Source organism: Streptomyces sp. HP-A2021 (assembly GCF_022807935.1).
In the GTDB taxonomy this organism is placed as follows: Bacteria; Actinomycetota; Actinomycetes; order Streptomycetales; family Streptomycetaceae; genus Streptomyces; species Streptomyces afghaniensis.
Window position 1 is genome coordinate 3,965,837 of the sequence record NZ_CP094344.1, and the last position, 25,892, is coordinate 3,991,728.

The 25,892-nt window shown below is 68.1% G+C and carries 37 protein-coding genes; 2 read left to right on the top strand and 35 right to left on the bottom strand.

Annotated features, from left to right (window positions below):
- Nucleotides 1-100: 100 nt before the first annotated feature.
- From rpsI to MQE23_RS17810, 3 genes are all read right to left on the bottom strand, one after another.
- Nucleotides 101-613: a 30S ribosomal protein S9 gene (gene rpsI / locus MQE23_RS17800; RefSeq protein ID WP_020276276.1), complete on the bottom strand. Its 513-nt coding sequence runs from the start codon at nt 611-613 to the stop codon at nt 101-103.
- Nucleotides 614-655: 42 nt separating this feature from the next.
- Nucleotides 656-1,099: a 50S ribosomal protein L13 gene (rplM, locus tag MQE23_RS17805; protein ID WP_010036634.1), complete on the bottom strand. Its 444-nt coding sequence runs from the start codon at nt 1,097-1,099 to the stop codon at nt 656-658.
- Between the two features lie 214 nt (nt 1,100-1,313).
- A complete protein-coding gene (locus MQE23_RS17810) occupies nt 1,314-1,640 on the bottom strand; it encodes a hypothetical protein (RefSeq protein ID WP_167338042.1) in 327 nt (108 codons plus the stop codon).
- A gap of 65 nt (nt 1,641-1,705) precedes the next feature.
- On the opposite strand from MQE23_RS17810, the gene MQE23_RS17815 reads away from it, so the two are divergent.
- Nucleotides 1,706-2,587, top strand: coding sequence for a hypothetical protein (locus MQE23_RS17815; protein ID WP_020276278.1), 882 nt, complete (start codon nt 1,706-1,708; stop codon nt 2,585-2,587).
- A 19-nt stretch (nt 2,588-2,606) separates the two neighbouring features.
- On the opposite strand, the gene MQE23_RS17820 is transcribed toward MQE23_RS17815, so the two are convergent.
- From MQE23_RS17820 to MQE23_RS17840, 5 genes are all read right to left on the bottom strand, one after another.
- Nucleotides 2,607-3,692: an NlpC/P60 family protein gene (locus tag MQE23_RS17820; protein ID WP_020276279.1), complete on the bottom strand. Its 1,086-nt coding sequence runs from the start codon at nt 3,690-3,692 to the stop codon at nt 2,607-2,609.
- A gap of 39 nt (nt 3,693-3,731) precedes the next feature.
- Entirely contained in the window at nt 3,732-4,214 is a 483-nt protein-coding gene (locus MQE23_RS17825) for a poly-gamma-glutamate biosynthesis protein PgsC/CapC (protein WP_020276280.1), read from the bottom strand.
- Between the two features lie 71 nt (nt 4,215-4,285).
- Nucleotides 4,286-5,776 carry a poly-gamma-glutamate synthase PgsB gene (gene pgsB, locus MQE23_RS17830; protein ID WP_243379596.1) on the bottom strand — a complete coding sequence of 497 codons (1,491 nt, stop codon included), beginning with the start codon at nt 5,774-5,776 and terminating at the stop codon, nt 4,286-4,288.
- Nucleotides 5,777-5,783: 7 nt separating this feature from the next.
- A complete protein-coding gene (locus tag MQE23_RS17835) occupies nt 5,784-8,030 on the bottom strand; it encodes a HAMP domain-containing protein (RefSeq protein WP_243382670.1) in 2,247 nt (748 codons plus the stop codon).
- A gap of 201 nt (nt 8,031-8,231) precedes the next feature.
- Nucleotides 8,232-9,374 carry a CapA family protein gene (locus MQE23_RS17840; protein ID WP_020272628.1) on the bottom strand — a complete coding sequence of 381 codons (1,143 nt, stop codon included), beginning with the start codon at nt 9,372-9,374 and terminating at the stop codon, nt 8,232-8,234.
- Between the two features lie 230 nt (nt 9,375-9,604).
- On the opposite strand from MQE23_RS17840, the gene MQE23_RS17845 reads away from it, so the two are divergent.
- Nucleotides 9,605-10,420 (top strand): hypothetical protein, encoded by an 816-nt coding sequence (locus MQE23_RS17845; RefSeq protein WP_020272629.1) that lies wholly within the window; start codon nt 9,605-9,607, stop codon nt 10,418-10,420.
- Nucleotides 10,421-10,437: 17 nt separating this feature from the next.
- Here the strand turns inward: MQE23_RS17845 and truA are convergent, their stop codons facing one another.
- From truA to rplB, 27 genes are all read right to left on the bottom strand, one after another.
- Entirely contained in the window at nt 10,438-11,292 is an 855-nt protein-coding gene (truA, locus tag MQE23_RS17850) for a tRNA pseudouridine(38-40) synthase TruA (RefSeq protein WP_037669191.1), read from the bottom strand.
- A gap of 141 nt (nt 11,293-11,433) precedes the next feature.
- Nucleotides 11,434-11,919: a 50S ribosomal protein L17 gene (gene rplQ / locus MQE23_RS17855; RefSeq protein ID WP_020272631.1), complete on the bottom strand. Its 486-nt coding sequence runs from the start codon at nt 11,917-11,919 to the stop codon at nt 11,434-11,436.
- A gap of 117 nt (nt 11,920-12,036) precedes the next feature.
- Nucleotides 12,037-13,059, bottom strand: coding sequence for a DNA-directed RNA polymerase subunit alpha (locus MQE23_RS17860; RefSeq protein WP_003966937.1), 1,023 nt, complete (start codon nt 13,057-13,059; stop codon nt 12,037-12,039).
- Between the two features lie 150 nt (nt 13,060-13,209).
- Entirely contained in the window at nt 13,210-13,614 is a 405-nt protein-coding gene (rpsK, locus tag MQE23_RS17865) for a 30S ribosomal protein S11 (RefSeq protein ID WP_003956432.1), read from the bottom strand.
- A gap of 64 nt (nt 13,615-13,678) precedes the next feature.
- Complete coding sequence (rpsM, locus tag MQE23_RS17870) at nt 13,679-14,059, bottom strand: 30S ribosomal protein S13 (protein ID WP_010036675.1); 381 nt, start codon at nt 14,057-14,059, stop codon at nt 13,679-13,681.
- 187 nt (nt 14,060-14,246) lie between these two features.
- Nucleotides 14,247-14,360: a 50S ribosomal protein L36 gene (gene rpmJ / locus MQE23_RS17875; protein WP_003974245.1), complete on the bottom strand. Its 114-nt coding sequence runs from the start codon at nt 14,358-14,360 to the stop codon at nt 14,247-14,249.
- A 56-nt stretch (nt 14,361-14,416) separates the two neighbouring features.
- The gene (gene infA / locus MQE23_RS17880) at nt 14,417-14,638 is read right to left on the bottom strand and encodes a translation initiation factor IF-1 (protein WP_003948620.1); all 222 of its coding nucleotides are present in this window, start codon (nt 14,636-14,638) and stop codon (nt 14,417-14,419) included.
- Nucleotides 14,639-14,899: 261 nt separating this feature from the next.
- Entirely contained in the window at nt 14,900-15,736 is an 837-nt protein-coding gene (gene map / locus MQE23_RS17885; RefSeq protein WP_243379597.1) for a type I methionyl aminopeptidase, read from the bottom strand.
- Between the two features lie 175 nt (nt 15,737-15,911).
- The gene (locus MQE23_RS17890; protein ID WP_020272634.1) at nt 15,912-16,574 is read right to left on the bottom strand and encodes an adenylate kinase; all 663 of its coding nucleotides are present in this window, start codon (nt 16,572-16,574) and stop codon (nt 15,912-15,914) included.
- The gene (gene secY / locus MQE23_RS17895) at nt 16,574-17,887 is read right to left on the bottom strand and encodes a preprotein translocase subunit SecY (protein ID WP_020272635.1); all 1,314 of its coding nucleotides are present in this window, start codon (nt 17,885-17,887) and stop codon (nt 16,574-16,576) included. Before secY ends, MQE23_RS17890 begins: the two co-directional genes overlap by 1 nt.
- Nucleotides 17,888-18,122: 235 nt before the next feature.
- The gene (gene rplO, locus MQE23_RS17900) at nt 18,123-18,578 is read right to left on the bottom strand and encodes a 50S ribosomal protein L15 (RefSeq protein ID WP_010036696.1); all 456 of its coding nucleotides are present in this window, start codon (nt 18,576-18,578) and stop codon (nt 18,123-18,125) included.
- 2 nt (nt 18,579-18,580) lie between these two features.
- Nucleotides 18,581-18,763, bottom strand: a complete 183-nt coding sequence (rpmD, locus tag MQE23_RS17905; RefSeq protein WP_003974250.1) for a 50S ribosomal protein L30 — start codon at nt 18,761-18,763, stop codon at nt 18,581-18,583.
- A 2-nt stretch (nt 18,764-18,765) separates the two neighbouring features.
- A complete protein-coding gene (gene rpsE / locus MQE23_RS17910) occupies nt 18,766-19,371 on the bottom strand; it encodes a 30S ribosomal protein S5 (RefSeq protein ID WP_009190144.1) in 606 nt (201 codons plus the stop codon).
- A 43-nt stretch (nt 19,372-19,414) separates the two neighbouring features.
- Complete coding sequence (gene rplR / locus MQE23_RS17915; protein ID WP_003992369.1) at nt 19,415-19,798, bottom strand: 50S ribosomal protein L18; 384 nt, start codon at nt 19,796-19,798, stop codon at nt 19,415-19,417.
- Between the two features lie 3 nt (nt 19,799-19,801).
- Nucleotides 19,802-20,341, bottom strand: a complete 540-nt coding sequence (gene rplF, locus MQE23_RS17920) for a 50S ribosomal protein L6 (RefSeq protein ID WP_010036705.1) — start codon at nt 20,339-20,341, stop codon at nt 19,802-19,804.
- Nucleotides 20,342-20,364: 23 nt separating this feature from the next.
- Nucleotides 20,365-20,763 (bottom strand): 30S ribosomal protein S8, encoded by a 399-nt coding sequence (gene rpsH / locus MQE23_RS17925; protein ID WP_003992367.1) that lies wholly within the window; start codon nt 20,761-20,763, stop codon nt 20,365-20,367.
- A gap of 213 nt (nt 20,764-20,976) precedes the next feature.
- Entirely contained in the window at nt 20,977-21,162 is a 186-nt protein-coding gene (locus MQE23_RS17930) for a type Z 30S ribosomal protein S14 (RefSeq protein WP_003948630.1), read from the bottom strand.
- A 5-nt stretch (nt 21,163-21,167) separates the two neighbouring features.
- The gene (gene rplE, locus MQE23_RS17935; RefSeq protein WP_030233867.1) at nt 21,168-21,725 is read right to left on the bottom strand and encodes a 50S ribosomal protein L5; all 558 of its coding nucleotides are present in this window, start codon (nt 21,723-21,725) and stop codon (nt 21,168-21,170) included.
- A complete protein-coding gene (gene rplX, locus MQE23_RS17940) occupies nt 21,725-22,048 on the bottom strand; it encodes a 50S ribosomal protein L24 (protein WP_010036713.1) in 324 nt (107 codons plus the stop codon). Before rplX ends, rplE begins: the two co-directional genes overlap by 1 nt.
- Before the next feature lie 2 nt (nt 22,049-22,050).
- Nucleotides 22,051-22,419: a 50S ribosomal protein L14 gene (gene rplN, locus MQE23_RS17945; RefSeq protein ID WP_003998823.1), complete on the bottom strand. Its 369-nt coding sequence runs from the start codon at nt 22,417-22,419 to the stop codon at nt 22,051-22,053.
- A gap of 187 nt (nt 22,420-22,606) precedes the next feature.
- Entirely contained in the window at nt 22,607-22,894 is a 288-nt protein-coding gene (gene rpsQ, locus MQE23_RS17950) for a 30S ribosomal protein S17 (protein ID WP_010036717.1), read from the bottom strand.
- Nucleotides 22,894-23,118, bottom strand: a complete 225-nt coding sequence (gene rpmC, locus MQE23_RS17955; protein ID WP_010036720.1) for a 50S ribosomal protein L29 — start codon at nt 23,116-23,118, stop codon at nt 22,894-22,896. The genes rpsQ and rpmC overlap by 1 nt, the downstream gene beginning before the upstream one ends.
- On the bottom strand, nt 23,118-23,537 hold the full coding sequence (gene rplP, locus MQE23_RS17960) for a 50S ribosomal protein L16 (RefSeq protein ID WP_004984526.1): 420 nt from the start codon (nt 23,535-23,537) through the stop codon (nt 23,118-23,120). Before rplP ends, rpmC begins: the two co-directional genes overlap by 1 nt.
- A gap of 5 nt (nt 23,538-23,542) precedes the next feature.
- A complete protein-coding gene (rpsC, locus tag MQE23_RS17965) occupies nt 23,543-24,367 on the bottom strand; it encodes a 30S ribosomal protein S3 (protein WP_086560684.1) in 825 nt (274 codons plus the stop codon).
- A complete protein-coding gene (gene rplV, locus MQE23_RS17970; protein ID WP_010036727.1) occupies nt 24,367-24,714 on the bottom strand; it encodes a 50S ribosomal protein L22 in 348 nt (115 codons plus the stop codon). The genes rpsC and rplV overlap by 1 nt, the downstream gene beginning before the upstream one ends.
- A gap of 44 nt (nt 24,715-24,758) precedes the next feature.
- A complete protein-coding gene (rpsS, locus tag MQE23_RS17975; RefSeq protein ID WP_010036728.1) occupies nt 24,759-25,040 on the bottom strand; it encodes a 30S ribosomal protein S19 in 282 nt (93 codons plus the stop codon).
- Between the two features lie 12 nt (nt 25,041-25,052).
- A complete protein-coding gene (rplB, locus tag MQE23_RS17980; RefSeq protein WP_037669203.1) occupies nt 25,053-25,889 on the bottom strand; it encodes a 50S ribosomal protein L2 in 837 nt (278 codons plus the stop codon).
- Nucleotides 25,890-25,892: the final 3 nt, after the last annotated feature.

Sequence of the window (25,892 nt, forward strand, 5' to 3'; positions counted from 1 at the left end):
TGTGTACGGGAACGCCCCGGCGGCACAGAACGTGCCGCCGGGGCGATCGTTGCGAAAACAGTCGCAACGTGCGAAGACAGTCGCAAGGACAGCGACGCGATTAACGCTTGCTGTACTGCGGGGCCTTGCGGGCCTTCTTCAGACCGGCCTTCTTGCGCTCGACCGCACGGTCGTCGCGCTTGAGGAAGCCGGCCTTCTTCAGCGGGCCGCGGTTGTTGTCGACGTCCGCCTCGTTCAGCGCACGGGCGACACCGAGACGGAGCGCACCGGCCTGGCCGGAGACACCGCCACCGGCGATGCGGGCGACGACGTCGTAGCGGCCCTCGAGCTCGAGCACCTTGAAGGGCTCGTTGACTTCCTGCTGGTGCACCTTGTTCGGGAAGTAGTCCTCGAGGGTGCGACCGTTGATCTTCCACTTGCCGGTGCCCGGGACGATCCGGACACGGGCGATGGCGTTCTTGCGACGGCCCAGGCCGGCGGCCGGCTGGGGCTCGCCGAAGCGGGAGGCCATGGACTCCGAGGTGTACTCGCCCTCGACGGGGACCTCGGACTCGGTGGTGTAGCTGTCGATGTCAAGCTCTTCGAGCGGCTGCTCGGCAGTGGTCTCGGCCACGATTCTCCTCAGATTCTCTTCAGTCTTAGGGGGTGGCCGGACTTACTGCGCGACCTGGGTGATCTCGTACGGCTGCGGCTGCTGCGCGCCGTGCGGGTGCTGGTCACCCTTGTAGACCTTCAGCTTCGAGAGCATCTGACGGCCCAGAGTGTTCTTGGGGAGCATGCCCTTGACGGCCTTCTCGATGGCCTTCTCGGGGTTCTTGTCGAGCAGCTCGTCGTAACGGACGGAGCGCAGACCACCCGGGTAGCCGGAGTGGCGGTACGCCATCTTCTGGGTCCGCTTGTTGCCGGACAGGTGCACCTTGTCCGCGTTGATGATGATGACGAAGTCACCAGCGTCGACGTGGGGCGCGTAGATCGGCTTGTGCTTGCCCCGGAGGAGGGTCGCTGCGGTGGTGGCGAGACGACCCAGGACAACGTCCTGAGCGTCGATGACGTGCCACTGGCGCGTCACATCGCCGGGCTTGGGGCTGTACGTACGCACGGTTCGTAGCCTTCGCTTCGAGTGAATGGTCCTGAACAGGTCACCGAAACGATCACGACAGCCTTGACCGCACAGCGGTGACGCAAACCGCGTGCTGGTCGCTGGTCATCGGCCCGGTGGACCGGTGTAAGGGCCCGTCCCGTGAGAATGAGCAAGCCAATACACAACGAAAGAGCAGAATACCGGGGCTCACCACAAGGGTCAAAACGCGGGATCATCGCCGCCCATTGACTACGGAGACGCACAGGCCTGCACAGAGAGTAACAGCCCTCCGCAGGGTCCGTCGCCGCACCAGCGGCATCGGCCGCGCATACGGAAACACCGACGGAAGCAGCACGTCGGCGAGCACTGCGACGCACCGGCGCGGCAGCGAGCCGCCACCGCGCGGAAGGCGCAGCGCCCGCAGCACCCCGGCCGCGACCGACGGCCACACCCCGATCGCGGCCGCGGCCGCCGGCCAGGACCGCAGGCACACCAGCAGCGCCACGGTCGGCAGCAGCCGTCCCAACCACCCGCAGATGTCGCCTTTGCCCGTCCGCATGGGAGGAACGCTAGGTGCTGCAGGGCCCATCCAGGCGGACCAGCACGCCCCATGTCCCGTCTAAGATGCGCCCCATGAGCTTTGGGCAGGGGGGACCTCAGTCCCAGTGGGATCCCTGGAAACCGCAGTCGCAGCAGCCCTGGAACAGCGGGGGCGGCCAGTCTCCGGACTGGGCCGCGCTCGCCGAGGCGTCCGAGGCCCGTAACAAGCGACGCCGGCTGTTCCTGGTCGGCGGCGGCGCGCTCGCCACCGTCGCGATCGGCGCCGCCGTCGCCGTGGCCGTGGTCTCCGCGGGCAGCGACAGCCAGGCGGGCAGCCCGACCTCCCAGGTGCCCTCGGCCGACATCCCGAGCGAGTCCGCCTCGGCCCCGTCCTTCGCCCCGACCAGCGCCCCGCCCCCGCTGGACCCGAAGGACTTCATCGCCAGCGCGAAGAAGGACACGGCTCCGCTCAGCCCGGAGACCCTCTTCCCGGGCACGCAGCTGACCATGGGCGAGACGACGTACAAGAAGGGCCCCACGGCCGACACCAAGAACTGCGCCTCGGCGTCGGGCGGCACGCTGCCGAAGATCCTCACGGCGAACGACTGCACGCGTCTGATACGCGTCACCTACTCCGCGGACGGCATAGCCGTGACGGTCGGCGTGGCGGTCTTCGACACCGAGGCGCAGGCCGCCAAGGCCAAGGGCCAGACCAACAAGAAGAGCTTCGTCAAGTCGCTCTCCGGCGGCGGAGTGAAGCCCTTCTGCGAATCCGGGTTCTGCCGTACGACCAGCAACTCCTACGGCCGCTACGCCTACTTCACCAACGCCGGCTTCACCAGCGGCAAGGACGTGACGACGAAGGACACCGAGGTGTTCACCACGGGCGACAACCTCCAGCTGTTCACGTTCCGTCAGATCCACCGCCGCGGCCAGGCCCAGGCGTCGGCGGCGGCCAACGGGTGACCGGCCGCCGCGCGCCCGGTCACAGCCGCTTCGCGCTGCGCAGCGTCTTGGCGTAGTAGCCGTTGCCGTCCAGCCGGGAGACTCCGCCGACATCACCGATGGTCGGTCCGTTGACCTCCTCGCGGCTGGAGACGAAGAGCAGGTGGCCCTCGGTGTCGTAGCCGAGCACCATGCCGACGTGGTCCAGGCGCTGCTTCGTCCGGGTGTCGAGCTTGAAGAAGACGAGGTCCCCGGGCTGCAGCTGGTCGATGCCGGTGGGCCGGTCGTCGGGCGAGATGCCGGTGAGCGGCAGGATGTCGGTCCCCTGCTTGGACCGGGCCATGCCGTTGGCGGTGCGCGGCAGGCCGTCGCCCGAGTCGTCCGAGGACATCAGCGGGTAGCGGGCGCGGTAGCCGAACACCATCCGCATGTATCCCGAGCAGTCGACCGACCGGGCGCGCGCGGTCTCCGGCTGGCCGATCACGCCGTCCCGGAAGGGGTACTGGACGCCGAGGTAGTCGTAGAAGTCGGACTGCTCCAGGCGCAGGTCGCCGCCCTCCGCCCCGCTCGTGTTGAGGGGCCCGAAGTTGGCGTCACCGGCGTAGACGGTGCCCTGCTCGTCCTTCTTCTGCTTGGCGCCCGCGACGTACTGGAAGGCGATGGCCAGGAGGTCGTCCTCCTTGCTGGTCTCGTACTCGGCGTACCAGTCCTTGAACCACTTCTCCTTGTCCGCGCCCTTCTTCCAGGGCTCGGGCATGAGGCGGACCCAGTCGGTGGTGGAGACCTTGGAGCTCGTCGACGAGGGCTCGGCGAAGGTGCGGGCCGGTCCGGTCAGGGTCGCGGTGCGCGCCCCGTCGGTGAACACCGCCCTGACCTGGCCGTCGGACCCGCGCAGCACGGAGCGGGCGGGGTTCTCCAGCCGGGACCAGCTCTCCCCGCCCTTGTCCCGGGTCTTAGCCGCGCCGCCGGCCCGGTCCGAGCCGTCCAGCACGCCGACGTTCGTGATCTCCGGGACGCCCTTGTCCTCCTGCTTGCGGAGCTCCACGGTGAGGTAGCCGGAGGTCGCGACGAGCCCCAGCACCACGAGGCCGGACAGGACCGGCCTCGATTTCTTCTTCCCTGCCATGTGTTCTCTCCTGGGTTGTCGGTCGCCGGGACGCCGGTCTCAGACGGTGGGCATGATGCCGAGCAGCAGTCCGGCGGCGACGACGATGTAGGCCATGAGCGAGACGGTGCCGGTCGCCAGCAGCGTCGCCCCCTTGGGCTGGCGGACCATCTGGTACGCGATCAGGCCGGGCACGATGAAGCCGAGGGTCTGGTTGCCGTAGAGCAGCGGGAACTCGATCGAGAGCACGATCATCACGGTGGCCTGGAGCAGCACGCCCAGCAGGACCACGGCGGCGAACAGCCGCTTGCCGTAGAGGATCACCAGCCGCTGCATGACCTTGGTGCCCGCGTAGGTGAGGGCGGTGACGCCGACCACCATGGCCGCCCGCTGCAGGTCCTCGATGAGGGTCAGGGCGAGCCAGCCGGGCGTGATCATGCCGCCGGGCGACAGGTTGGTGGTCAGGTAGCACAGCAACGAGAAGAACAGGCCGATGGCGATGCCGAGGGCGGCCATCTCGGGGGTCAGGGCGGCGGTGGTCAACGAAGTCTCCGGGCACGGGTGCGGGTGCGGGCGAGCGGTGGGCGTGAGTCGTGGGGTCCCGCCCGTGGACGTCAGGGACGGGGAGGTTGTCCCCCCTCGTCGGCCGGGACGTACCCGTAGGGCTCGTCGGCGTACTGCTGCCACGTCTGCTGGGCCGGAGCGGCGTACGGCCCCCGCTGGTGGGGAGCCGGGTCGGCGTACCCGGCGTCGGCGTACGGCCCCGACGGCTGGACGGGGATGCGGACCACCGGGATCTCCTGGGTCTGGGAGGCCTGGTAGCGCTCCTCGTAGGCCATGGGGTACGAGGCGTAGGGGTCCAGGCGCGCCGGCTGTGCCGGTGCGGCCGTGGCCGAGGGCCGGGCGGCGTCGGCGGTCGCGGCCTCGTCCGCCGGGAGTTCGGCCAGGTACTCCAGCAGTTCCTCGCCCTGGCCGTGGATGTTGCCGATGGCGACCAGGGAGGAGTCGGCGGACAGACGCCCCAGCAGGGCGGGCATGAACTCCTCGGCCGACCGCCGTTCGCCCCCGAGGTCGACCGCGCGGTCGCGCCATTCGGCGGGGATGGCGTCGATCGCGCTCTTGGCGGGGTGCCCGATGACGAAGACGTGGTCCGGCTGGAGGTCGGGGATGATCTCGCCCATCTGCCCGTTGCGCTCCACGCGGTCGGGCCGGCAGTTGATCACGACGTTCAGCGGCCGGTGGATGGCTCCGAGGTCGAGCAGCTGGTTGATGTTCATCAGCGTCGACTCGGGGTCGTTGGCCGCGAAGACGTTGGCGAAGGCGAGCCGCTTGCCCTCGGGCGCCGCGTAGCGCTCGACGGACAGCACGCCCGGGTCCGGCGGGGCGTCGTACATGCCCTGCAGGGCGACCCGCCGTTCCACGCCGAGCAGTTCGGCCACGACGAGGGCGATCGCGACGTTCTCCTTGAAGGTGAACCAGCTGAAGCCGCGCAGCTCCTCGTCGGTGACGGTCTCCGGGTCGGCGTAGATCAACTGGCAGTTACGGGCGTCCGCCTCCTCCTGGAGGATGTGGAAGCGCTCCTTCTCGGCGGTGACGCAGATGCCGTCCTCCGGCATGGAGCGGCACAGCGACCGCGCCACGTCGTCGAGGGTGGGCCCCATCTCGGCGAGGTGGTCCTCGCGGACGTTGCAGAGCACGCCGATCGTGGAGCGGATCAGCTTGCTCTGGTTGACCTCCTGCAGGGCCGGCATGACGGCCATGCACTCGATGACGAGGGCGTCGGGCCGGTAGGTGGCGGCCCGGCGCACGATGCCGATCTGCTCCACCACGTTGGCGATGCCGAACTTGCGGTAGACCGGCTCCTCGGTGGCGTCCGGGTGGATGAACCGGGCCGCCGTGCCCGTGGTCTTCGCCACGGTGACCAGGTCGCCGCCGCGCAGCGCCCCGGCGCACAGCCGGGTGATGGAGGACTTGCCGCGGATGCCGTTCACGAGCACGCGCGACGGGATGCTGTGCAGGCTGGCGTAGTGCCGCCGCTGTTCCACGATGCCCGCCACCAGCAGCAGCACGCTGCCGGTGAGCAGGACGAAGTACAGATAGAGCACGGCTGGGTCACCTTCCCCGAACGCCGGCTTCCGGCTCCACGAGCCGGCGCGCCTGGGTCTGCTTACGGGCGTGGAGTTGCTGGCGCAGCAGTTCGAGGCTGCGCACGACGGCGCCGACCTCGTCCTGGTAGCGGGGGTACAGCACGGACTTGAGGTCGCCGTCGGCCAGCTTCTCCGCACTGGCCGCCAGGGCCCGCATGGGCCGGGCCACGACCAGGTACACCCAGCCGAGGCAGACGACGATCAGGGCCAGGCCGAGCAGTCCGGCCAGGACGCTGCGGTCCTCGCGCTGGTACGGGGTGATCTGGAAGTCCTTGGCGTTCTGCCAGCTCACCACGGTCCAGCCGATGTCGGCCGCCACGCCGCCGCCGGAGAACGGGGCGGCCGCGGCGACCGTGGTCCCGCGTCCCTCGCGGATCAGCAGGCCGTTCTCGACGGGACCGGCACCGACGTGGACGCTGCCGGCCCGGACGAGGTCGGCGAGCGCGTCGCGCGGCAGGTCCTCGAAGGCCAGGAAGCCGTCGCTGGCGGCGATGGTCTGCGTCTTGGAGTCGACCACACGGACCTCACCGAGCCCCGGCCGCTTCAGCAGCGAGTTGAGGAACTCGACCCGGACCTCGCCGACCAGGGTCATGCCCTTGCCGCCCGGCAGGGGCGCGGCGGCCTGGACGACCGGCTTCTTCCCGCCCTTGCCGGCGACCCGGACCAGCGGCAGATCGTCCCCGTCGGCGAAGTCGGCGCGCGGCTCCTTACCGGCGCGGGCGACGACCTCGCCGTCCTCGTCGAGGAGGTACAGCGCCTGGTAGCGGGTGTGCTCGCGCAGCGTCTCCTCCAGCAGCGCGCGGCCGGCGTCGGCGTCGTCCGGGTCGATCAGCCGGGACGTGGACACCAGGTCGGCCTGCGCCTCGTTGAGCGCCCGGCGCACCCGGTCGGCGACCAGGTCGGTACGGTCGCGCTGGTCCGCGACCATGCTGGCCGGGATGCTGACGGAGTCGTCGGTGCGGTTCAGCAGGAGGCCGACGGGCAGGCACCACAGGAGCAGCAGTACGGCGGTCAGCGCGAGCGGACCGCGCACCCCGAACCGCCCCTTGACGCGCTGACGCCCGCCGGAATCACCGGCCGGGCCGCCCAGCTGCGCGCGCAGCCTCTCCAGGGCGGAACCGATGCGCGCGGCCTCGCCCCAGCGGGGCACGTCCACCGGGCGGGTCAGGTCGCCCCGGGCCAGTCGGCGGGACTCCAGGAACAGCCGCAGCAGCGGCCGCTGCACGGTCGCCCACAGCACGGCGGCGGCGAGCAGTCCGAGCACCACCAGGGCTCCGGCCGCCAGCAGCCCGTAGAGCTCCCGGTCCGGACCGGCGGCCTGCTGCCGGACCACGGGCAGCAGGGCGACGACGGTGAGCCCGAGGCCCGCACCGACGCTCTTCTTCTCCTCCGGGTCGGCGGAGGAGAGGGAGGCGTAACCGGCGGTGGCGACACGGCCGTTGTAGCTCTCCCCGACCAGGGTCCCGCTGACCCCGGGGTAGCCGCGGGAGCCCGGTTCCCTGGCGCTGACCGGGTCCTGCTCGGTCTCCCGTGCCGCCTGGGCGGACAGCCCGCTCATCTGCTTCTGGAGGAAGGACAGCTCCTTGCGCTCCTGGTCGGTGTTGAGCGCCTCGGACTGCTCGAAGCCGGCCGTGGCGAGGACCTCCCCGCCGGTGGCGACGACCGCCATGGAGCGGAACTGGCCCAGGTTGATGGCGGGCACGGACAGGCTGTTGGAGGCGAGCAGCAGTTGCTGCGGCCGGTCGTCGAAGTCGAGGACCGCCATGGTCATCAGGCGTACGTCGCCGGTCTCCAGCCGCACCATGCGGGGCTTGAGGGCCGCGTCCCCGGTGAGGACGTCCTTGTCCAGCCACTCGAGGGGAATCGTTTCCCCCCTGGCGGCCAGCACCTTGCCGCTCTCCAGGTCCAGGACGGTGGTGCCCGTCCACTTCTGGTACGTCTTGCCCAGGTCGGACAGGACACGCTCGGGCTTGACCGGCGGCCCCGCGTTCAGCGCGGCGGCGGTGCGGTTCAGGTCGGTGACCCGCTCGTCGATCGAGGCACGCAGGGCGATGGCGCCGTCCTCCGCGAAGTGCTGCTGCGAAGAGAGCACCGCCTGCGGTACGGCCTGCTCGCCGGCAGGGCCGAGCACCTGGGCGGTGAGGCCCGCGAGGGCCAGCACGAGGACGCACAGCAGCGCGATCGGGGGACGGACGCCGCCGAGCAGCGGCATGTCCGCGCGTCGTCGACTGCGCCGCCGTCCCCCCTTCACGGGGCGCTCGGCGCGGGTGGGTGTCACCGGTGGTCTCCTCCGGCCTCTGGGTGAAGAACGGCCGCTCCGACACCGCTCCCGAGGGAGGGGTGACGGACCGCCGTATACAAGACTGTTGGGGAGGGCCGAGGTTGTGCCGCTCGCCCCCTGTGCGCTGTGGTGCTAGTCACGCTCCAGCGGGAGCTCCTTCAGGCCGTCGCCGCCCGGCGCCCCGCGGTTGTACAGGAAGCCGCGCGTACGGTCGGCCGCCAGCCGGTAGCGGGCGAGGCGCTCCTCGGAGAGGTCGCCCGGCGTGTCGAGCGCCCGCCGCACGTCCACCACCCGGTGGTCCTCGACCGCGCCGGCGGGCGGCTTCTCACCGGCCTCCACCTCGGGCGGGATGTCCACCAGCGTCGTGGCGTAGCGGGCGGAGACGTCCCAGCCGTCGGTCGCCTCACGGAACTCGAACCAGCCGATCGCGCCCTCCTCGGTGACCCCGGTGGGCGAGGAGTGCCGGGCGACCTGGTTGCCCAGGCTGTAGGCGACCCAGGTGCCGTTCACCTTCTGGATCGGCTGCACCGCATGGGAGTGGTGCCCGATCACCAGGTCGATCCCGGTCTCCTCGCTGAGCCGTTCCGCCAACCGCAGTTGGGCGACGCTCGGTTCGTTGTAGTGCTCGGCTCCCCAGTGGAGCGAGAGGATGACCACCTCGGCGCCCTTCTCGCGGGCCCGGGCCTCGGCGTCCTTGATCGCGTCCGCGTCGAGCTCGTTGAAGGCCCATTTCTCCTTCTCCGGCGTCGGGTGGCGGAACGACATCCAGGAGAACGAGAGGTGGGCGACCTTGACGCCCTTCACGTCACGGATGTTGATCCGTTCCGCTTCCTCGGGTGTGCGAGCCGAGCCGGTGTGCCCGAGGCCGGCCTTGTCCATGGCGTTCAAGGTGCGCCGCACGGCCCCCAGGCCGTGGTCGTAGGTGTGGTTGGAGGCCGTCGAGCAGGTGTCGTAGCCCACGTCCTTGAGCGTCGTCAGGATCTGCGGCGGGACGAGGAACTCCGGGTACCCCTCGAAGGGCCCCCGGGGCTTTCCGACGGGCGTCTCCATGTGACAGATGGCCAGATCGGCCTTGCTGATGACCGGCTTCACCCCGGCGAGCAGCGGCCCGAAGTCCAGTCCGGCCTCTCCTTCGCCGGTCTTCTTGGCATCCTTGGCAGCCTGGTCGACCAGCTCGGGGTGGATCAGCACGTCACCTGCGGCGGCGACGGTGAACGAGCGCCCGCCCGGCTTCAGCTGCGGGGCGGAGGCCGCGGAGGTGCACGCGGTCGCCACGGCGGCAGTGGCCAGGAAAGCGGTTGCCACCCGAGCGATCCGGAGAGGATTACGAAGTGTCACCGCATCATATTCACATGAAGCACACAAGCACCACGGAAGTTACCGTCACAAGACAGTCACATTTGACTCGCATTTTGGTCCAATTCGGACTCGTCCTCGCCTTGTTCGGCTGTCAATCGGCACCAGACCGGTCAACGGACGACTCCACTCCGCACGCCCGGGAGCTGGTGGACCTCCGCAGCAGGATCCTCACGTACACGGCGGATCTGGAGCCCGACGCCGGGTACTCCCCACCGGACGACACCCAGCGCGAGCGCGTCGCCGAGAGCGTCGGCCACCTCCTGGACGGCGACGCCCCACAGGCCGAAGAACTGCTCGCCCCCCTCGGCCTCAAGCTCACCCGCCTCACCGACACCGAGTCAGGCCGCAGGTACGACGAGATCGCCGCCGCCCGGCCGGGCCGGGCCGAACGCTGGGGGCGCCTCTACCTGACCGCCGACTCCGACGTCCGCTGGAACGCCCAGGTACCGCACCCGGTCTCCGACCGCGACACCGAACGCCTGGGCGTGCGGCTGCTGGAGGACAACCCCGGCGGCTCGCTGGTCCTGGCCGGCGCGCACCGCGAGGCGGGCCGGGGCGACGCCGCCGACGTCGCCCACCGGGAAGACAGCCTCTTCCACGCGATCGTCGTCGAGCTCCAGAAACGCGACGTCCCGGGCGTGCAACTGCACGGCTTCGCCAAGGACTCGGAGCGCCCCTACGACGCCGTCCTCTCCACCGGAGCCGCACGGAGCACCCTCACCGAGGCCGCCGCCCTGGCCGACGGCATGCAGGCCGACGGGCTGCGGGTCTGCCGGAGCTGGTCGGCCCGCTGCCCCTTGGAAGGCACCACGAACGTCCAGGGCAAGGCCGCGGAGCGGCACCACGCCAGGTTCCTCCACGTGGAGCTCTCCCCCAAGGCACGCGGCGACGGCTCCGACGCCGCCGCCGCCGCGAGGGCCCTGTCCGGACTGGTCGGGACCTGGAACTCCGCCCGCCGGTGAGGACGGTGGACATCCGGTCAGCAGCATCCCGCCGACGGCAACGACCGCTTGTTCCGCGCCTCCTTGTTGCGCGCGGCCAGCAACTCGTCGGCCGGGTAGCCGACCTCCTCCAGCGTCAGCCCGTGCGGCCGCACGACGTGCACGGCCGAGTCCCGTACGCCGGCCGCCAGCACCTTCGCGGGCCAGTCCGGCGGCCGGTGCCCGTCGCCCACGAACAGCAGCGCCCCGATGAGCGAGCGCACCATGTTGTGGCAGAAGGCGTCGGCCCGCACGGTCGCGGTGATGATCCCGTCGTCGCCCTTCACGAGACTCAGCTCCTGGAGCGTGCGGATCGTCGTCGCGCCCTCCCGCTTCTTGCAGTAGGCGGCGAAGTCGTGCTCCCCGAGCAGCCGCCGCGCGGCCTCGTTCATGGCGTCGACGTCCAAGGGCCAGTCGTGCCACAGCACATGGTTGCGCAGCAGCGGATCGACGCCCCCTGGGTTGTCGGTGACCCGGTACGCGTACCGCCGCCAGATCGCCGAGAACCGCGCGTTGAAGCCGCTGGGCGCCTCCCTGAGGGCCCACACCCGTACGTCCCTGGGCAGCCGCCCGGCGAGCCGCTTCAGCAGCTTCTGGTGGTGCTCGGCCCAGACCTCACGCGGCAGATCGACATGCGCCACCTGTCCCCGGGCGTGCACCCCGGCATCGGTACGCCCCGCCACGGTCAGCTCGTACGTCCGACCCGACCGCGTCACGGTCCGCAGGGCGTCCTCGATCTCCCCCTGCACGGTCCGCCGCCCCCCGGCCTGCTTGGCCCACCCGGAGAACTCGCTCCCGTCGTAGGACAGATCAAGACGCACACGAACAAGACCGGGTGCCACTTCGTCACTCACACGCAGATCCTCTCAGCAACACAAAAGCGGGCCCGCCCCTCAAAGAGGAACGGACCCGCCAACGCCCTTCAGGGGCGCGGGGAACTGCGCGACAAGCCACAACAAACCCGTAGCCGCCGGCAAACAGCCCCCGGCAGACGCTTAGGCGTCCTTGGACTCCTCGGCGTCATCAGCCTTGGTCACATCGACCTGAGCCTCGGCAGCCTCGGCGTCCTTGGCGGCACGCTTGGTCGCGGCCTCGGCCTCACCCGTCGCCTCCTGCGCCACCGTCAGCGCCTCGACCAGCTCGATGACAGCCATGGGCGCGTTGTCGCCACGGCGGTTACCGATCTTGGTGATGCGGGTGTAGCCACCCGGACGGTTCTCGTAGCGCGGGCCGATCTCGGTGAAGAGCGTGTGGACGATGCTCTTGTCCGTGATGACCTGGAGCACCTGACGGCGGTTGTGAAGGTCGCCCTTCTTCGCCTTGGTGACCAGACGCTCGGCGTACGGACGCAGCTTGCGCGCCTTCGCCTCGGTGGTGGTGATGCGACCGTGCTCGAACAGCGCCTTCGCGAGGTTCGCGAGGAGCAGCTTCTCGTGCGCGGCGCTGCCGCCCATACGGGCACCCTTGGTGGGCTTCGGCATGGTGTTTCTCCTAGGTGTCTGCCCCGGCCGTATCAGGTACCGGGGTCAGTATCCGAGCAGGCGGGTTTGCCTGTCGGAGATCCGGGGTCCGCTGACGCGAACCCCGGAAGCAGAGACTCAGTACTGCTCGGTCTCCACGAAGCCCGCGTCCGCGTCGTCGTCGGCGCCGAAGGCGTCCGCCGCAGCGGTCGGGTCGAATCCGGGCGGGCTGTCCTTCAGGGCCAGGCCCATGCCGGCCAGCTTCGCCTTGACCTCGTCGATGGACTTCGCACCGAAGTTACGAATGTCGAGGAGGTCGGCCTCGGAACGAGCCACGAGCTCACCCACGGAGTGGATGCCCTCGCGCTTGAGGCAGTTGTACGACCGAACGGTGAGCTCCAGCTCCTCGATCGGCAGCGCCAGGTCGGCGGCAAGGGCGGCGTCCGTGGGGGACGGGCCCATGTCGATGCCCTCGGCGTCGATGTTCAGCTCGCGGGCGAGACCGAACAGCTCGACCAGGGTCTTACCGGCGGACGCCATGGCGTCACGCGGACGCATGGCCTGCTTCGTCTCGACGTCGACGATCAGCTTGTCGAAGTCGGTCCGCTGCTCGACACGCGTGGCCTCGACCTTGTACGTGACCTTGAGCACCGGCGAGTAGATCGAGTCGACCGGGATCCGGCCGATCTCCTGGCCGACCTGCTTGTTCTGCACGGCGGAGACGTAACCGCGGCCACGCTCGACCGTGAGCTCCATCTCCAGCTTGCCCTTGCCGTTGAGCGTGGCGAGGACGAGGTCGGGGTTGTGCACCTCGACACCGGCCGGGGGCGCGATGTCGGCGGCGGTGACCAGACCCGGGCCCTGCTTGCGCAGGTACATCACGACCGGCTCGTCGTGCTCCGAGGAGACGACCAGCTGCTTGATGTTGAGGATCAGGTCGGTGACGTCCTCCTTGACGCCCGGCACGGTGGTGAACTCGTGCAGGACACCGTCGATGCGGATGGACGTGACCGCCGCACCCGGGATCGAGGACAGGAGGGTCCGGCGGAGGGAGTTGCCGAGGGTGTAACCGAAGCCCGGCTCCAGCGGCTCGATCACGAACCGGGAGCGGAATTCGTCGACGACCTCTTCGGTCAACGAGGGACGCTGAGCGATCAGCATGTGTGGATCAGATCCTTCAGTCGGGGGCGCCCGCTATATGACGCCCGACTCGACCGTCCCCGACAAAAAGGGACGGGTACTGCAAGGGTACGGGCGATACGGCCCGAAGGAGCCGTACCGCCCGAAAACCGAGAACCCGAAGGCGTCGCGTCAGACGCGGCGGCGCTTCGGCGGACGGCAGCCGTTGTGCGGGGTCGGGGTGACGTCCTGGATGGAGCCGACCTCGAGACCGGTCGCCTGGAGCGAACGGATGGCGGTCTCACGACCGGAACCCGGGCCCTTGACGAACACGTCGACCTTGCGCATGCCGTGCTCCTGGGCGCGGCGGGCAGCCGACTCGGCGGCCATCTGCGCGGCGAACGGCGTGGACTTCCGGGAGCCCTTGAAGCCGACGTGGCCGGCGGAGGCCCAGGAGATCACGTTGCCGGACGGGTCCGTGATCGAGACGATCGTGTTGTTGAACGTGCTCTTGATGTGCGCGTGGCCGTGAGCGACGTTCTTCTTTTCCTTGCGGCGCACCTTCTTGGCAGCGCCCTGACGACCCTTGGGGGGCATCTATAACTCCTACGGGAGGTGGTCGGTCCTGCAGCGAAGACCGCTGACGAGCGTCCGCTGAGGACTACTTCTTGCCCGGCTTCTTCTTGCCGGCGATGGCGCGACGCGGGCCCTTGCGGGTGCGGGCGTTGGTGCTGGTGCGCTGACCGCGGACGGGCAGACCGCGACGGTGACGCAGACCCTGGTAGGTACCGATCTCGACCTTGCGGCGGATGTCGGCCTGGATCTCGCGACGGAGGTCACCCTCGGTCTTGATGTTGTTGTCGACGTACTCGCGGATCGCGACGAGCTGCTCCTCGGAGAGGTCGCGAACGCGGGTGTTCGGGTCGACGCCGGTGGCGGCCAGCGTCTGCTGCGAGAGGGTCCGGCCGATGCCGAACACGTAGGTGAGGGCGATCTCCACGCGCTTGTCGCGCGGGATGTCAACACCGGAAACGCGTGCCATTCAATGGCTCCAGTTACTTGACGGAGGTCTTCCGCAGAACCGACTCCCAGCCGCCGTATGAGGTACGAACTGGGTCCCCGGCCTCCGACCGGGGGTGTCAGACCCGGGGGTCTGGGTCCTGCGTATGAACATATTCAGCTTGCGTCGCGCGAATCCCTGCGATGAAGGCAGAGGGATCGGTCGTGCGTCAGCCCTGGCGCTGCTTGTGGCGCGGGTTGTCGCAGATGACCATGACCCGGCCGTGACGGCGGATCACCCTGCACTTGTCGCAGATCTTCTTGACGCTCGGCTTGACCTTCATGGGTGAGGTTCTCCGGGTCAGTGCCACCACCCCGGAAGCCGGGGCGCGGGCAAGATCTACTTGTAGCGGTAGACGATCCGGCCACGCGTCAGGTCGTACGGAGACAGCTCCACCACGACCCGGTCGTCAGGGAGGATGCGGATGTAGTGCATACGCATCTTGCCGCTGATGTGTGCCAGGACCTGGTGGCCGTTCTGGAGCTCGACCTTGAACATGGCGTTCGGAAGAGACTCGACGACAGTGCCCTCGATCTCGATGGCACCTTGCTTCTTGGCCACGCTTCGCCCTTCGAATCGACTACCTTGATCGACTCAGTGCGAGCGCATGCAGACATGCGGATGCACAAGAGCCGACGAGTCAGTCTACGTCAGGGCCCTCGGAAACACGAATCGAGAGAGCCTGCCCCAGCGGACAGATCTTTAAGCGCGCCGCATAGGGGCGCGAGGCTGTGTCGATATGCGGCTCCGCCGCGTGGGCGCGACAAGCCCCCACGCACCCGCAGCCGCCGGCCGACAGTACGCGCCGCCCCGGTAGGCGACTCAGCCCAGAGGATCCGGCGCGGCGACGATGCCGAGCTCGGCGAGTTTCGCCTTACCGCCGTCGGGAGACGTCAGCACCAGGGGGCCCTCCTCCGTCAGTGCGACGGAGTGCTCCCAGTGGGACGACCACGTGCCGTCCGTGGTGACGACCGTCCAGTCGTCCTGGAGGACCTCGGTCTTCGGGGTGCCGAGGGAGACCATGGGCTCGATCGCGAGGCAGAACCCGGGGACGAGCTTGGGCCCCTTGCCCCGACGCCGGTCGACGTAGTTCAGCAGGTGCGGGTCCATGTGCATCTCGGTGCCGATGCCGTGGCCGCCGTAGTCCTCGATGATCCCGTAGCGGCCGCCGCCGAGCTTGGGCTGGCGGCGGATGTACGTCTCGATCGCCCGGGAGACGTCGACCAGCCGGTTGCCCTGCTTCATGGCCGCGATGCCGGCCCACATCGACTCCTCGGTCACCCGGGAGAGCTCGACCAGCTCCGGGGCGTGACCGGAGCCCACGAAGGCCGTGAACGCCGCGTCGCCGTGCCAGCCGTCGATGATCGCGCCGCAGTCGATGGAGATCACGTCCCCGTCCTTGAGGACGACGTCGTCGGACGGGATGCCGTGGACGACGACCTCGTTCACCGAGGTGCAGATGGTCGCGGGGAAGCCGCCGTAGCCGAGGAAGTTCGGCTTGGCGTTGTGCTCGGCGAGCACCTTGCGGGCTACCTGGTCCAGATCCTTCGTCGTGGCCCCCGGCACGGCGGCTTCGCGGGTCGCCGCGTGTATGGCGGCGACGACCAGCCCCGCCTCACGCATCTTGGCGATCTGCTCGGGGGTCTTGATCTGCACCATGATGGGTTGCGCCTCCTGGCCACTGGTATCGCGACGCACCAGGATACGCGTACGCACAGACGTACGCCGAAGCGGAGGACGGGTCCGCGGGACACGACCCAACTTGCTTGCAGCAAAGAAGCCCCCGTCGTCCACCAGGGGACGCCGGGGGCTTCTCACGGACTCTCGGACGCTTCTACTGACCGTCCTCGTCACGCTGCAGCGCCTCCATGGCGCGAGCCGTGACCTCCTCGACCTTGCCGAGCGCGGAGATGGTCACGACCAGCCCCTGCGCCTTGTAGTAGTCGATGATCGGCTCGGTCTGCGTGTGGTAGACCTCCAGCCGCTTGCGGACGGTCTCCTCGGAGTCGTCGTCCCGCTGGTACAGCTCGCCGCCGCAGACGTCGCAGACGCCCTCCTTGGCCGGCTGCTTGTACGTCACGTGGAAGACGTGCGCGGAGTCGTTGCGGCAGATGCGGCGGCCGGCGATCCGCTTGACCACCTCGTCCTCGGGGACCTCCAGGTCCAGCACCGCGTCGAGCTGCATGCTCTCGGTCTCGAGCAGCTCATCGAGGGCTTCGGCCTGGGAGACGTTGCGGGGGAAACCGTCCAGCAGGAAGCCGTTCTCGGCGTCCGGCTGCTCCATGCGGTCCTTCGCCATCGCGATGGTGACCTCGTCGGGCACGAGATTGCCCGCGTCCATGTAGGACTTCGCCAGTTTGCCGAGTTCCGTCTGCTGGCTGATGTTGGCCCGGAACAGGTCGCCCGTGGAGATGTGCGGGATCGACAGGTTCTTGGCCAGGAACGCGGCCTGCGTTCCCTTACCGGCACCCGGCGGCCCGACGAGGACGATACGCATCAGCGGAGGAACCCTTCGTAATTGCGCTGCTGGAGCTGGCTCTCGATCTGCTTCACCGTCTCGAGACCGACACCCACGATGATCAGGATGCTGGTCCCGCCGAACGGGAAGTTCTGGTTTGCCCCGAAACCAACCAACGCCATCGTCGGTACGAGAGCGATCAGACCCAGGTACAGCGAACCCGGCCAGGTGATCCGGTTGAGTACGTAGCTCAGGTACTCAGCGGTCGGTCGGCCAGCCCGGATGCCCGGGATGAAGCCACCATACTTCTTCATGTTGTCGGCGACTTCCTCGGGGTTGAAGGAGATCGCGACGTAGAAGAATGCGAAGAAAACGATCAGCAGGAAGTACGTGGCGATGTAATACGGGTGGTCCCCCTTGACGAAGTGTTGCTCGATCCAGGTTTTCCAGCCCGAGGTGCCTCCGGCGAACTGGGCGATCAGCGCCGGGATGTAGAGCAGCGACGAGGCGAAGATGACGGGAATCACACCCGCCTGGTTCACCTTCAGCGGGATGTACGTGGACGTACCACCGTAGGAGCGGCGGCCGATCATGCGCTTGGCGTACTGAACCGGGATGCGGCGCTGAGCCTGCTCGACGAAGACCACCAGGCCGACCATGACGAGGCCGACCGCGATGACGGTGCCGAACTCGATCCAGCCGCCGGCCAGGTCGCCCTGCTCCTTGATGGCCCACAGGGCGGACGGGAAGGTGGCGGCGATCGAGATGAACATCAGGATCGACATGCCGTTGCCGATGCCGCGGTCGGTGATGAGCTCGCCGAGCCACATCACGAACGCCGTACCGGCGGTCATGGTGATGACCATGGTGATGGTGACGAAGATCGACTGGTCCGGGACGATCTGGCTGGCCACCGGGCAGCCCTGGAACAGAGCGCCGCTGCGGGCGGTGGCGACGAGGCCGGTGCCCTGAAGGATGGCGAGGGCCACCGTCAGGTAACGGGTGTACTGCGTGATCTTCGCCGTACCGGCCTGGCCCTCCTTCTTCAGGGCTTCCAGGCGCGGAATCACCACGGTCAGCAGCTGCAGAATGATGCTCGCCGTGATGTACGGCATGATGCCCAGCGCGAAGATCGTGATCTGGAGCAGCGCGCCGCCGCTGAACATGTTGACCAGACCGAACAGGCCCTGGTTGGCCTGGGCGGCGTCGATACAGGTCTGGACGTTCCGGTAGTCGACTCCTGGGATCGGGACGTGCGTACCGATCCGGTAGACCACGATGATGCCGAGCGTGAAGAGCAGCTTCTTGCGCAGGTCGGGCGTCTTGAACGCCCGGGCGAACGCGGTGAGCACGGTGCCTCCTGCGACCCCCGCGCAACTGCGTCAAGGGTGACGGTCTTGAGGTTCGACGAATAAGTAACGGGCAACTGCCGCTCAGAGTGCCCGAAGTGCAGCACCCTGTGAAAAGTGGGCAGTGCAGGCCACCTTACCGGCGAGACTGCCGCCCTAGGAACGACCAACCGGGGATACCCCATTTGTGGAGTATCCCCGGTCGGGATCGCTCAGGTCATCGAGACGCCTGCGGAATTCAGACGAGCTCGGTGACGGAACCGCCGGCGGCGGTGATCTTCTCCTTGGCGGAGCCGGAGACGGCGTCGACCGTCACCTGCAGCGCCACGGAGATCTCGCCCTGGCCGAGGACCTTGACGAGGCTGTTCTTGCGAACAGCGCCCTTGGCCACCAGCGACTCGACGGTGACCTCGCCACCCTCGGGGTAGAGGGAAGCCAGCTTGTCGAGGTTCACGACCTGGTACTCGGTCTTGAACGGGTTCTTGAAGCCCTTCAGCTTCGGGAGACGCATGTGGAGGGGCATCTGCCCACCCTCGAAGCGCTCCGGAACCTGGTAGCGGGCCTTCGTGCCCTTGGTACCACGACCGGCCGTCTTACCCTTCGACGCCTCACCACGACCGACACGGGTCTTGGCGGTCTTGGCGCCCGGGGCGGGACGGAGGTTGTGGATCTTGAGCGGGTTCTGCTCCGCCATGATCAGTCGACCTCCTCGACCGTCACGAGGTGGCGGACGGTGTGCACCATGCCGCGGAACTCGGGGCGGTCCTCCTTGACGACCTGCGTGTTGATCCCCTTGAGACCAAGGGAGCGCAGGGTGTCACGGTGGTTCTGCTTGCTGCCGATGTAGGACTTGACCTGCGTGATCTTGAGCTGCGCCATGATTACGCACCCGCCCCGGCACGCGCACGCAGGAGAGCCGCGGGAGCGACGTCCTCGAGGGGCAGACCACGGCGGGCCGCGATCTCCTCGGGACGCTGCAGGCCCTTCAGGGCCTCCACGGTGGCGTGCACGATGTTGATCGCGTTGTCGGAGCCGAGCGACTTCGACAGCACGTCGTGGATACCGGCGCACTCGAGCACGGCACGCACCGGACCACCGGCGATAACACCGGTACCGGGCGACGCGGGCTTGAGCAGGACGACGCCGGCAGCCTTCTCACCCTGGATGGGGTGCGGGATGGTGCCCTGGATACGCGGGACCTTGAAGAAGTGCTTCTTGGCCTCCTCAACACCCTTGGCGATGGCGGCCGGCACCTCCTTGGCCTTGCCGTATCCGACACCCACGGTGCCGTCACCGTCGCCCACCACGACCAGCGCGGTGAAGCTGAAGCGACGACCACCCTTCACAACCTTGGCGACGCGGTTGATCGCGACAACGCGCTCAACGTACGCGGTCTTCTCGGCGGCAGCTGCGCCGCCGTCACGGCCCTTCCGGTCCCGCCGCTCGCCGCCACCGGCACCGCCACCGCGGCGCTGGGGTCCAGCCATTGGAATTACCTCTCTCTGTCTCCGCTAGCTACGGAACCAGGACTCAGAACTTGAGTCCGGCCTCGCGGGCGGCGTCCGCCAGGGCGGCGATGCGCCCCGCGTACTGGTTACCACCACGGTCGAACACGACGGCCTCGACACCGGCGGCCTTGGCGCGCTCGGCGACCAGGGCGCCGACCTGCTTGGCCTGCGCGGACTTGTCGCCCTCGCCACCGCGGATCGAGCTGTCCAGGGTGGACGCCGACGCCAGGGTGTGACCCTTGATGTCGTCGATCACCTGGGCCACGATGTGGCGGTTCGAGCGGGTAACGACCAGACGCGGACGCTCCGCCGTACCGTTGATGTGCTTACGGATCCGGATGTGGCGGCGCTTGATCGCGGCGCGCTTGTAGGCGTCGCCCTTAAGGATCTTCTGTCCGTATGCCATGGCTTACTTACCCGCCTTTCCGACCTTGCGGCGGATGACTTCGCCCTCGTACTTGACGCCCTTGGCCTTGTACGGGTCGGGCCTGCGCAGCTTGCGGATGTTGGCCGCAACCTCGCCGACCTTCTGCTTGTCGATGCCCTCGACCGAGAAACGGGTCGGGGACTCCACCTTGAAGGTGATGCCCTCGGGGGCCTCGACCAGGATCGGGTGGCTGTAGCCGAGGGAGAACTCCAGGTTGGAGCCCTTCGCCACGACGCGGTAGCCGACACCGCTGATTTCGAGCTTCTTGACGTATCCCTGGGTCACACCGGTGATCATGTTCGCCACCAGCGTGCGGGACAGGCCGTGCAGGGCCTTGCTCTGCCGCTCGTCGTTGGGCCGCAGCACCTGAAGGGTGCCGTCCTCGGCCTTGGCGATGTCGATCGGCGCGATGACGGTGTGGGTCAGTTCGCCCTTGGGGCCCTTGACCGCGACCGTACGGCCGTCGATGGTGACGTCCACGCCGGCGGGAACCGGGATGGGGAGCTTGCCGATACGCGACATTGTGTCTCTCCTCCGTTCCCGAACTACCAGACGTAGGCGAGGACTTCCCCACCCACGCCCTTCTTCTGCGCCTGCTTGTCGGTCAGGAGACCGTGGGACGTGGAGATGATGGCCACGCCCAGGCCGCCCAGCACCTTCGGCAGGTTGGTGGACTTCGCGTACACCCGGAGACCGGGCTTGGAGATCCGCTTGATGCCCGCGATGGAGCGCTCACGGTTGGGGCCGAACTTCAGCTCCAGGACGAGGTTCTTGCCGACCTCGGCGTCCTCGACCTTCCAGCCCGTGATGAAGCCCTCCTGCTGGAGGATCTCCGCGATGTGCGACTTGATCTTCGAGTGCGGCATCGCCACGGAGTCGTGGTACGCCGAGTTCGCGTTCCGCAGACGCGTCAGCATGTCTGCGATCGGATCAGTCATGGTCATGAATTGGCCTTCGGCCTCTCTCGCCGGGGTTTCCTGGTGCGCCATCCCTCTCCCCGATCCGAGACGGGACGGGTGCGGCGCGGTGGACCTACGGCGTAGTAAGTCGTAAGGGCGGCGGCAGACGCCCAACCCCACAAGCCTAAGGCATGTGAGCTGGACGTCCTGCCGCCCCAGATGCTTACCGAGAGCCCTGCTAATCCCTGATTGGGGGGATTACCAGGAGCTCTTGGTCACGCCCGGCAGCTCGCCACGGTGAGCCATCTCACGAAGGCACACGCGGCACAGGCCGAACTTGCGGTACACGGAGTGCGGGCGGCCGCAGCGCTGGCAGCGGGTGTAGCCACGCACACCGAACTTGGGCTTGCGAGCAGCCTTGGCAATCAGAGCCTTCTTCGCCATCTCGCTCACGCCTCCTTGAAGGGGAAGCCGAGGTGACGAAGGAGCGCGCGGCCCTCAGCGTCGTTGGTCGCCGTGGTGACCACGGTGATGTCCATACCCCGGACGCGGTCGATCTTGTCCTGGTCGATCTCGTGGAACATGACCTGCTCCGTGAGACCGAAGGTGTAGTTGCCACGGCCGTCGAACTGCTTGGGGGACAGGCCGCGGAAGTCGCGGATGCGCGGGAGCGCGAGCGACAGGGTGCGGTCCAGGAACTCCCACATGCGGTCGCCACGGAGCGTGACGTGGGCACCGATCGGCTGGCCCTCACGCAGCTTGAACTGCGCGATGGACTTGCGGGCCTTGGTGACGGCCGGCTTCTGACCGGTGATCGTGGTGAGGTCCTTGATGGCGCCCTCGATCAGCTTGGAGTCGCGGGCGGCGTCGCCCACACCCATGTTGACCACGATCTTGACGAGACCGGGGATCTGCATGACGTTCTCGTACTTGAACTCGTCACGCAGCTTGCCCGTGATCTCCTCACGGTACTTCTGCTTCAGGCGCGGAGTGGTGGTGGTCGTCATCAGATGTCCTCACCCGTCCGCTTGGCAACGCGGATCTTGTTGCCTTCGTCGTCGAAGCGGTAACCGACGCGGGTCACGACCTTCTTGCCGTCCTTCTCCACGACCAGCTGGACGTTGGAGACGTGGATCGGCGCCTCGGTGGTGACGATGCCGCCGGCCTGCGAACCGCGAGCCGTCGGACCGGCCTTGGTGTGCTTCTTGACCCGGTTGACACCCTCGACCAGGACACGGTCCTCGCGGGGGAAGGCCGCGATGACCTTGCCCTGCTTGCCCTTGTCCTTACCGGTGATGACCTGGACCAGGTCGCCCTTCTTGATCTTCATGCTCACAGCACCTCCGGCGCGAGGGAGATGATCTTCATGAACTTCTTCTCGCGCAGCTCACGGCCGACCGGGCCGAAGATACGGGTGCCACGAGGGTCGCCGTCGTTCTTCAGAATGACGGCGGCGTTCTCGTCGAAGCGGATGTACGAGCCGTCCGGACGGCGGCGCTCCTTGACGGTGCGAACGATGACCGCCTTGACGACGTCACCCTTCTTCACGTTGCCACCGGGGATCGCGTCCTTGACGGTGGCGACGATGACGTCACCGATACCCGCGTAGCGGCGACCGGAGCCGCCGAGCACACGGATGCAGAGGATCTCCTTCGCACCCGTGTTGTCGGCGACACGCAGTCGCGACTCCTGCTGGATCACGTCTATCTCCTGGTTGTCTGCCGGTTCCCGCAGGGCCCTTTCGGGACGCACCTGCGAGCCTGGCGGAACTGTCCTGCGGGGTGGCCCCCCGAAGGAATTACTTAAGCCTCTGTGGGCGAAAACCCGCGCCGGGGGCCGCATGGCCGCCCCCGGCGGGGGTCAGCAGAGGGCTTGCGCCCCCGCTTGGTTACTTCGCCTTCTCGAGGATCTCCACGACGCGCCAGCGCTTCGTCGCCGAGAGCGGGCGGGTCTCCATCAGGAGAACCCGGTCGCCGACGCCGGCGGCGTTCTGCTCGTCGTGCGCCTTGAGCTTGTTCGTACGGCGGATGACCTTGCCGTACAGCGCGTGCTTGACGCGGTCCTCGACGGCGACGACGACGGTCTTGTCCATCTTGTCGCTGACGACCAGACCCTCACGGGTCTTGCGGAATCCGCGGTCCGTCTTGGTCTCTTCAGTCACGTTGCTCTCGCTCATCAGGCGCTCTCCACCGTCTCGATGCCCAGCTCGCGCTCACGCATCAGGGTGTAGATCCGCGCGATGTCCTTGCGGACGGCCTTGAGCCGACCGTGGTTCTCGAGCTGGCCCGTCGCCGCCTGGAAGCGGAGGTTGAACAGCTCTTCCTTGGCCTCGCGGAGCTTGTTGAGCAGCTCCTCGTTGCCCAGCTCGCGCAGCTCGGACGCCTTGGTACCGGCCGACATCACGCTTCACCTGCCTCGCGCTTGACGATCTTGCACTTCATCGGCAGCTTGTGAGCCGCACGGGTCAGGGCCTCGCGCGCGATCTTCTCGTTGGGGTACGACAGCTCGAACATCACGCGTCCGGGCTTGACGTTGGCCACCCACCACTCCGGCGAGCCCTTACCGGAACCCATGCGGGTCTCGGCCGGCTTCTTGGTGAGGGGGCGGTCCGGGTAGATGTTGATCCAGACCTTGCCACCACGCTTGATGTGACGCGTCATGGCGATACGAGCGGCCTCGATCTGGCGGTTCGTCACATAGGCCGGGGTCAGCGCCTGGATGCCGTACTCGCCGAACGCAACCTGCGTGCCACCCTTGGACATGCCGTTGCGCTTGGGGTGGTGCTGCTTGCGGTGCTTGACCCTACGGGGGATCAGCATGTCGGTCAGGCCTCCGTTCCGGTGCTCTCAGCCGGAGCGGCGGACGCGGGAGCCTCGGCCTTGGGGGCCTCGGCGCCGGCAGCCTGCTGCGGCTTGCGACCGCGCCGCTCGCCACCGCGGCCACCACGGGCCGGGCGGTCGGCACCGCCGCGGGCCGGGCGGTTACCCGCACGGGCAGCGGCGTTCTCGGCGCGGACCTCGGCGATGTTCTTGACGTCGCCCTTGTAGATCCAGACCTTCACACCGATGCGGCCGAAGGTCGTCTTGGCCTCGAAGAAGCCGTAGTCCACGTTCGCGCGGAGCGTGTGCAGGGGCACACGGCCCTCGCGGTAGAACTCCGAGCGGGACATCTCGGCGCCACCGAGGCGGCCACCGCACTGGATCTTGATGCCCTTGGCGCCGGCCTTCATCGCCGACTGCATGCTCTTACGCATGGCGCGGCGGAAGGAGACGCGGGAGGAGAGCTGCTCGGCGACGGCCTGGGCAACCAGCTGAGCGTCGGTCTCGGGGTTCTTGACCTCGAGGATGTTCAGCTGGACCTGCTTGCCGGTGAGCTTCTCGAGGTCACCGCGGATGCGGTCGGCCTCGGCGCCGCGGCGGCCGATGACGATGCCCGGACGAGCGGTGTGGATGTCCACACGCACGCGGTCACGGGTGCGCTCGATCTCGACCTTGGAGATGCCGGCGCGCTCCATGCCGGACGTCATCATCCGACGGATGGCGACGTCTTCCTTGACGTAGTCCTTGTACAGCTTGTCGGCGTACCAGCGCGACTTGAAGTCGGTCGTAACGCCGAGCCGGAACCCGTGCGGGTTTACCTTCTGGCCCATTACCGGGTTCCTTCCTTGCTGCTGACGACCACGGTGATGTGGCTGGTCCGCTTGCGGATCCGGTAGGCACGGCCCTGGGCGCGCGGACGGAACCGCTTCAGGGTCGGGCCCTCGTCGACGTAGGCCTCGGAGATGTAGAGGCTGTCGACATCGGTGTGGTCGTAGTTGTGCGCGGCGTTGGCAATGGCGCTGTCCAGCACCTTGCCGACCGGCACGCTCGCGGCCTGCGGGGCGAAACGCAGGACCGCCTGAGCCTCCGTGGCGTTCAGGCCACGGATGAGGTCCACCACGCGGCGGGCCTTCATGGGCGTGACGCGGATGTACCGCGCCTGGGCCCTGGCTTCCATGGTTGTCCCTTCAGTGTCTGTCATGATCATTCACACCCCGCTGACTAGCGGCGCTTCGACTTCCGGTCGTCCTTGACGTGACCCCGGAAGGTGCGCGTCGGCGAGAACTCGCCGAGCTTGTGGCCGACCATCGACTCGGTGACAAACACCGGGATGTGGGTCTTGCCGTTGTGCACCGCGATCGTGTGGCCGAGCATGGCCGGGACGATCATCGAGCGGCGGGACCAGGTCTTGATGACGTTCTTGGTGCCGGCTTCGTTCTGGGCGTCCACCTTCTTGATCAGGTGGTCGTCGACGAAGGGCCCCTTCTTGAGACTGCGCGGCATCTAAACCCGCTCCTAGCGCTTCTTGTTCGTCTTGCGGCGGCGGACGATGTACTTGTTCGACGCCTTCTTGGGCGAACGAGTACGGCCTTCCTTCTTGCCCCACGGGGACACCGGGTGGCGACCACCGGAGGTACGGCCTTCACCACCACCGTGCGGGTGGTCAACCGGGTTCATGACCACACCACGCACGGTCGGGCGGACGCCCAGCCAGCGCTTGCGACCGGCCTTGCCCCAGTTGATGTTGCTCTGCTCGGCGTTGCCGACCTCGCCGACGGTGGCGCGGCAGCGGACGTCGACCAGGCGGATCTCACCGGACGGCATGCGCAGGTGGGCCATCTGGCCCTCCTTCGCGAGCAGCTGCACGGAGGCGCCGGCGGAGCGGGCGAACTTCGCGCCGCCGCCCGGACGCAGCTCGATGGCGTGCAGCGTGGTACCGACCGGGATGTTGCGCAGGGCAAGGTTGTTGCCCGGCTTGATGTCGGCCCCGGGACCGTTCTCGACGCGGTCGCCCTGCGACAGGCCACGCGGCGCGAGGATGTAGCGCTTCTCGCCGTCCGCGTAGTGCAGCAGCGCGATACGCGCGGTGCGGTTGGGGTCGTACTCGATGTGCGCGACCTTCGCCGGCACGCCGTCCTTGTCGTGACGACGGAAGTCGATCACGCGGTAGGCGCGCTTGTGGCCACCACCCTGGTGGCGGACGGTCACACGACCGGAGTTGTTACGGCCACCCTTGCTGTGCAGGGGGCGGACCAACGACTTCTCCGGCGTGGACCGCGTGACCTCGACGAAGTCGGCGACGCTGGCACCACGACGGCCAGGAGTCGTCGGCTTGTACTTGCGGATACCCATTTC

What these genes read in the sequence shown, in the direction of transcription:
- MQE23_RS17810 (WP_167338042.1), bottom strand. Translation starts at nt 1,640, where the DNA reads ATGCGGACGGGCAAAGGCGACATCTGCGGGTGGTTGGGACGGCTGCTG.
- MQE23_RS17815 (WP_020276278.1), top strand. Translation starts at nt 1,706, where the DNA reads ATGCGCCCCATGAGCTTTGGGCAGGGGGGACCTCAGTCCCAGTGGGAT.
- MQE23_RS17820 (WP_020276279.1), bottom strand. Translation starts at nt 3,692, where the DNA reads ATGGCAGGGAAGAAGAAATCGAGGCCGGTCCTGTCCGGCCTCGTGGTG.
- MQE23_RS17835 (WP_243382670.1), bottom strand. Translation starts at nt 8,030, where the DNA reads ATGCCGCTGCTCGGCGGCGTCCGTCCCCCGATCGCGCTGCTGTGCGTC.
- rplQ (WP_020272631.1), bottom strand. Translation starts at nt 11,919, where the DNA reads ATGCCGAAGCCCACCAAGGGTGCCCGTATGGGCGGCAGCGCCGCGCAC.
- MQE23_RS17860 (WP_003966937.1), bottom strand. Translation starts at nt 13,059, where the DNA reads ATGCTGATCGCTCAGCGTCCCTCGTTGACCGAAGAGGTCGTCGACGAA.
- rpsK (WP_003956432.1), bottom strand. Translation starts at nt 13,614, where the DNA reads ATGCCCCCCAAGGGTCGTCAGGGCGCTGCCAAGAAGGTGCGCCGCAAG.
- rpsM (WP_010036675.1), bottom strand. Translation starts at nt 14,059, where the DNA reads ATGGCACGCGTTTCCGGTGTTGACATCCCGCGCGACAAGCGCGTGGAG.
- rpmJ (WP_003974245.1), bottom strand. Translation starts at nt 14,360, where the DNA reads ATGAAGGTCAAGCCGAGCGTCAAGAAGATCTGCGACAAGTGCAGGGTG.
- map (WP_243379597.1), bottom strand. Translation starts at nt 15,736, where the DNA reads ATGGTGCAGATCAAGACCCCCGAGCAGATCGCCAAGATGCGTGAGGCG.
- MQE23_RS17890 (WP_020272634.1), bottom strand. Translation starts at nt 16,574, where the DNA reads ATGCGTATCGTCCTCGTCGGGCCGCCGGGTGCCGGTAAGGGAACGCAG.
- rplO (WP_010036696.1), bottom strand. Translation starts at nt 18,578, where the DNA reads ATGGCGGAGCAGAACCCGCTCAAGATCCACAACCTCCGTCCCGCCCCG.
- rpmD (WP_003974250.1), bottom strand. Translation starts at nt 18,763, where the DNA reads ATGGCGCAGCTCAAGATCACGCAGGTCAAGTCCTACATCGGCAGCAAG.
- rpsE (WP_009190144.1), bottom strand. Translation starts at nt 19,371, where the DNA reads ATGGCTGGACCCCAGCGCCGCGGTGGCGGTGCCGGTGGCGGCGAGCGG.
- rplR (WP_003992369.1), bottom strand. Translation starts at nt 19,798, where the DNA reads ATGGCATACGGACAGAAGATCCTTAAGGGCGACGCCTACAAGCGCGCC.
- rplF (WP_010036705.1), bottom strand. Translation starts at nt 20,341, where the DNA reads ATGTCGCGTATCGGCAAGCTCCCCATCCCGGTTCCCGCCGGCGTGGAC.
- rpsH (WP_003992367.1), bottom strand. Translation starts at nt 20,763, where the DNA reads ATGACCATGACTGATCCGATCGCAGACATGCTGACGCGTCTGCGGAAC.
- MQE23_RS17930 (WP_003948630.1), bottom strand. Translation starts at nt 21,162, where the DNA reads ATGGCGAAGAAGGCTCTGATTGCCAAGGCTGCTCGCAAGCCCAAGTTC.
- rplE (WP_030233867.1), bottom strand. Translation starts at nt 21,725, where the DNA reads ATGACGACCACCACCACTCCGCGCCTGAAGCAGAAGTACCGTGAGGAG.
- rplX (WP_010036713.1), bottom strand. Translation starts at nt 22,048, where the DNA reads ATGAAGATCAAGAAGGGCGACCTGGTCCAGGTCATCACCGGTAAGGAC.
- rpsQ (WP_010036717.1), bottom strand. Translation starts at nt 22,894, where the DNA reads ATGAGCGAGAGCAACGTGACTGAAGAGACCAAGACGGACCGCGGATTC.
- rpmC (WP_010036720.1), bottom strand. Translation starts at nt 23,118, where the DNA reads ATGTCGGCCGGTACCAAGGCGTCCGAGCTGCGCGAGCTGGGCAACGAG.
- rplP (WP_004984526.1), bottom strand. Translation starts at nt 23,537, where the DNA reads ATGCTGATCCCCCGTAGGGTCAAGCACCGCAAGCAGCACCACCCCAAG.
- rpsC (WP_086560684.1), bottom strand. Translation starts at nt 24,367, where the DNA reads ATGGGCCAGAAGGTAAACCCGCACGGGTTCCGGCTCGGCGTTACGACC.
- rplV (WP_010036727.1), bottom strand. Translation starts at nt 24,714, where the DNA reads ATGGAAGCCAGGGCCCAGGCGCGGTACATCCGCGTCACGCCCATGAAG.
- rpsS (WP_010036728.1), bottom strand. Translation starts at nt 25,040, where the DNA reads ATGCCGCGCAGTCTCAAGAAGGGGCCCTTCGTCGACGACCACCTGATC.
- rplB (WP_037669203.1), bottom strand. Translation starts at nt 25,889, where the DNA reads ATGGGTATCCGCAAGTACAAGCCGACGACTCCTGGCCGTCGTGGTGCC.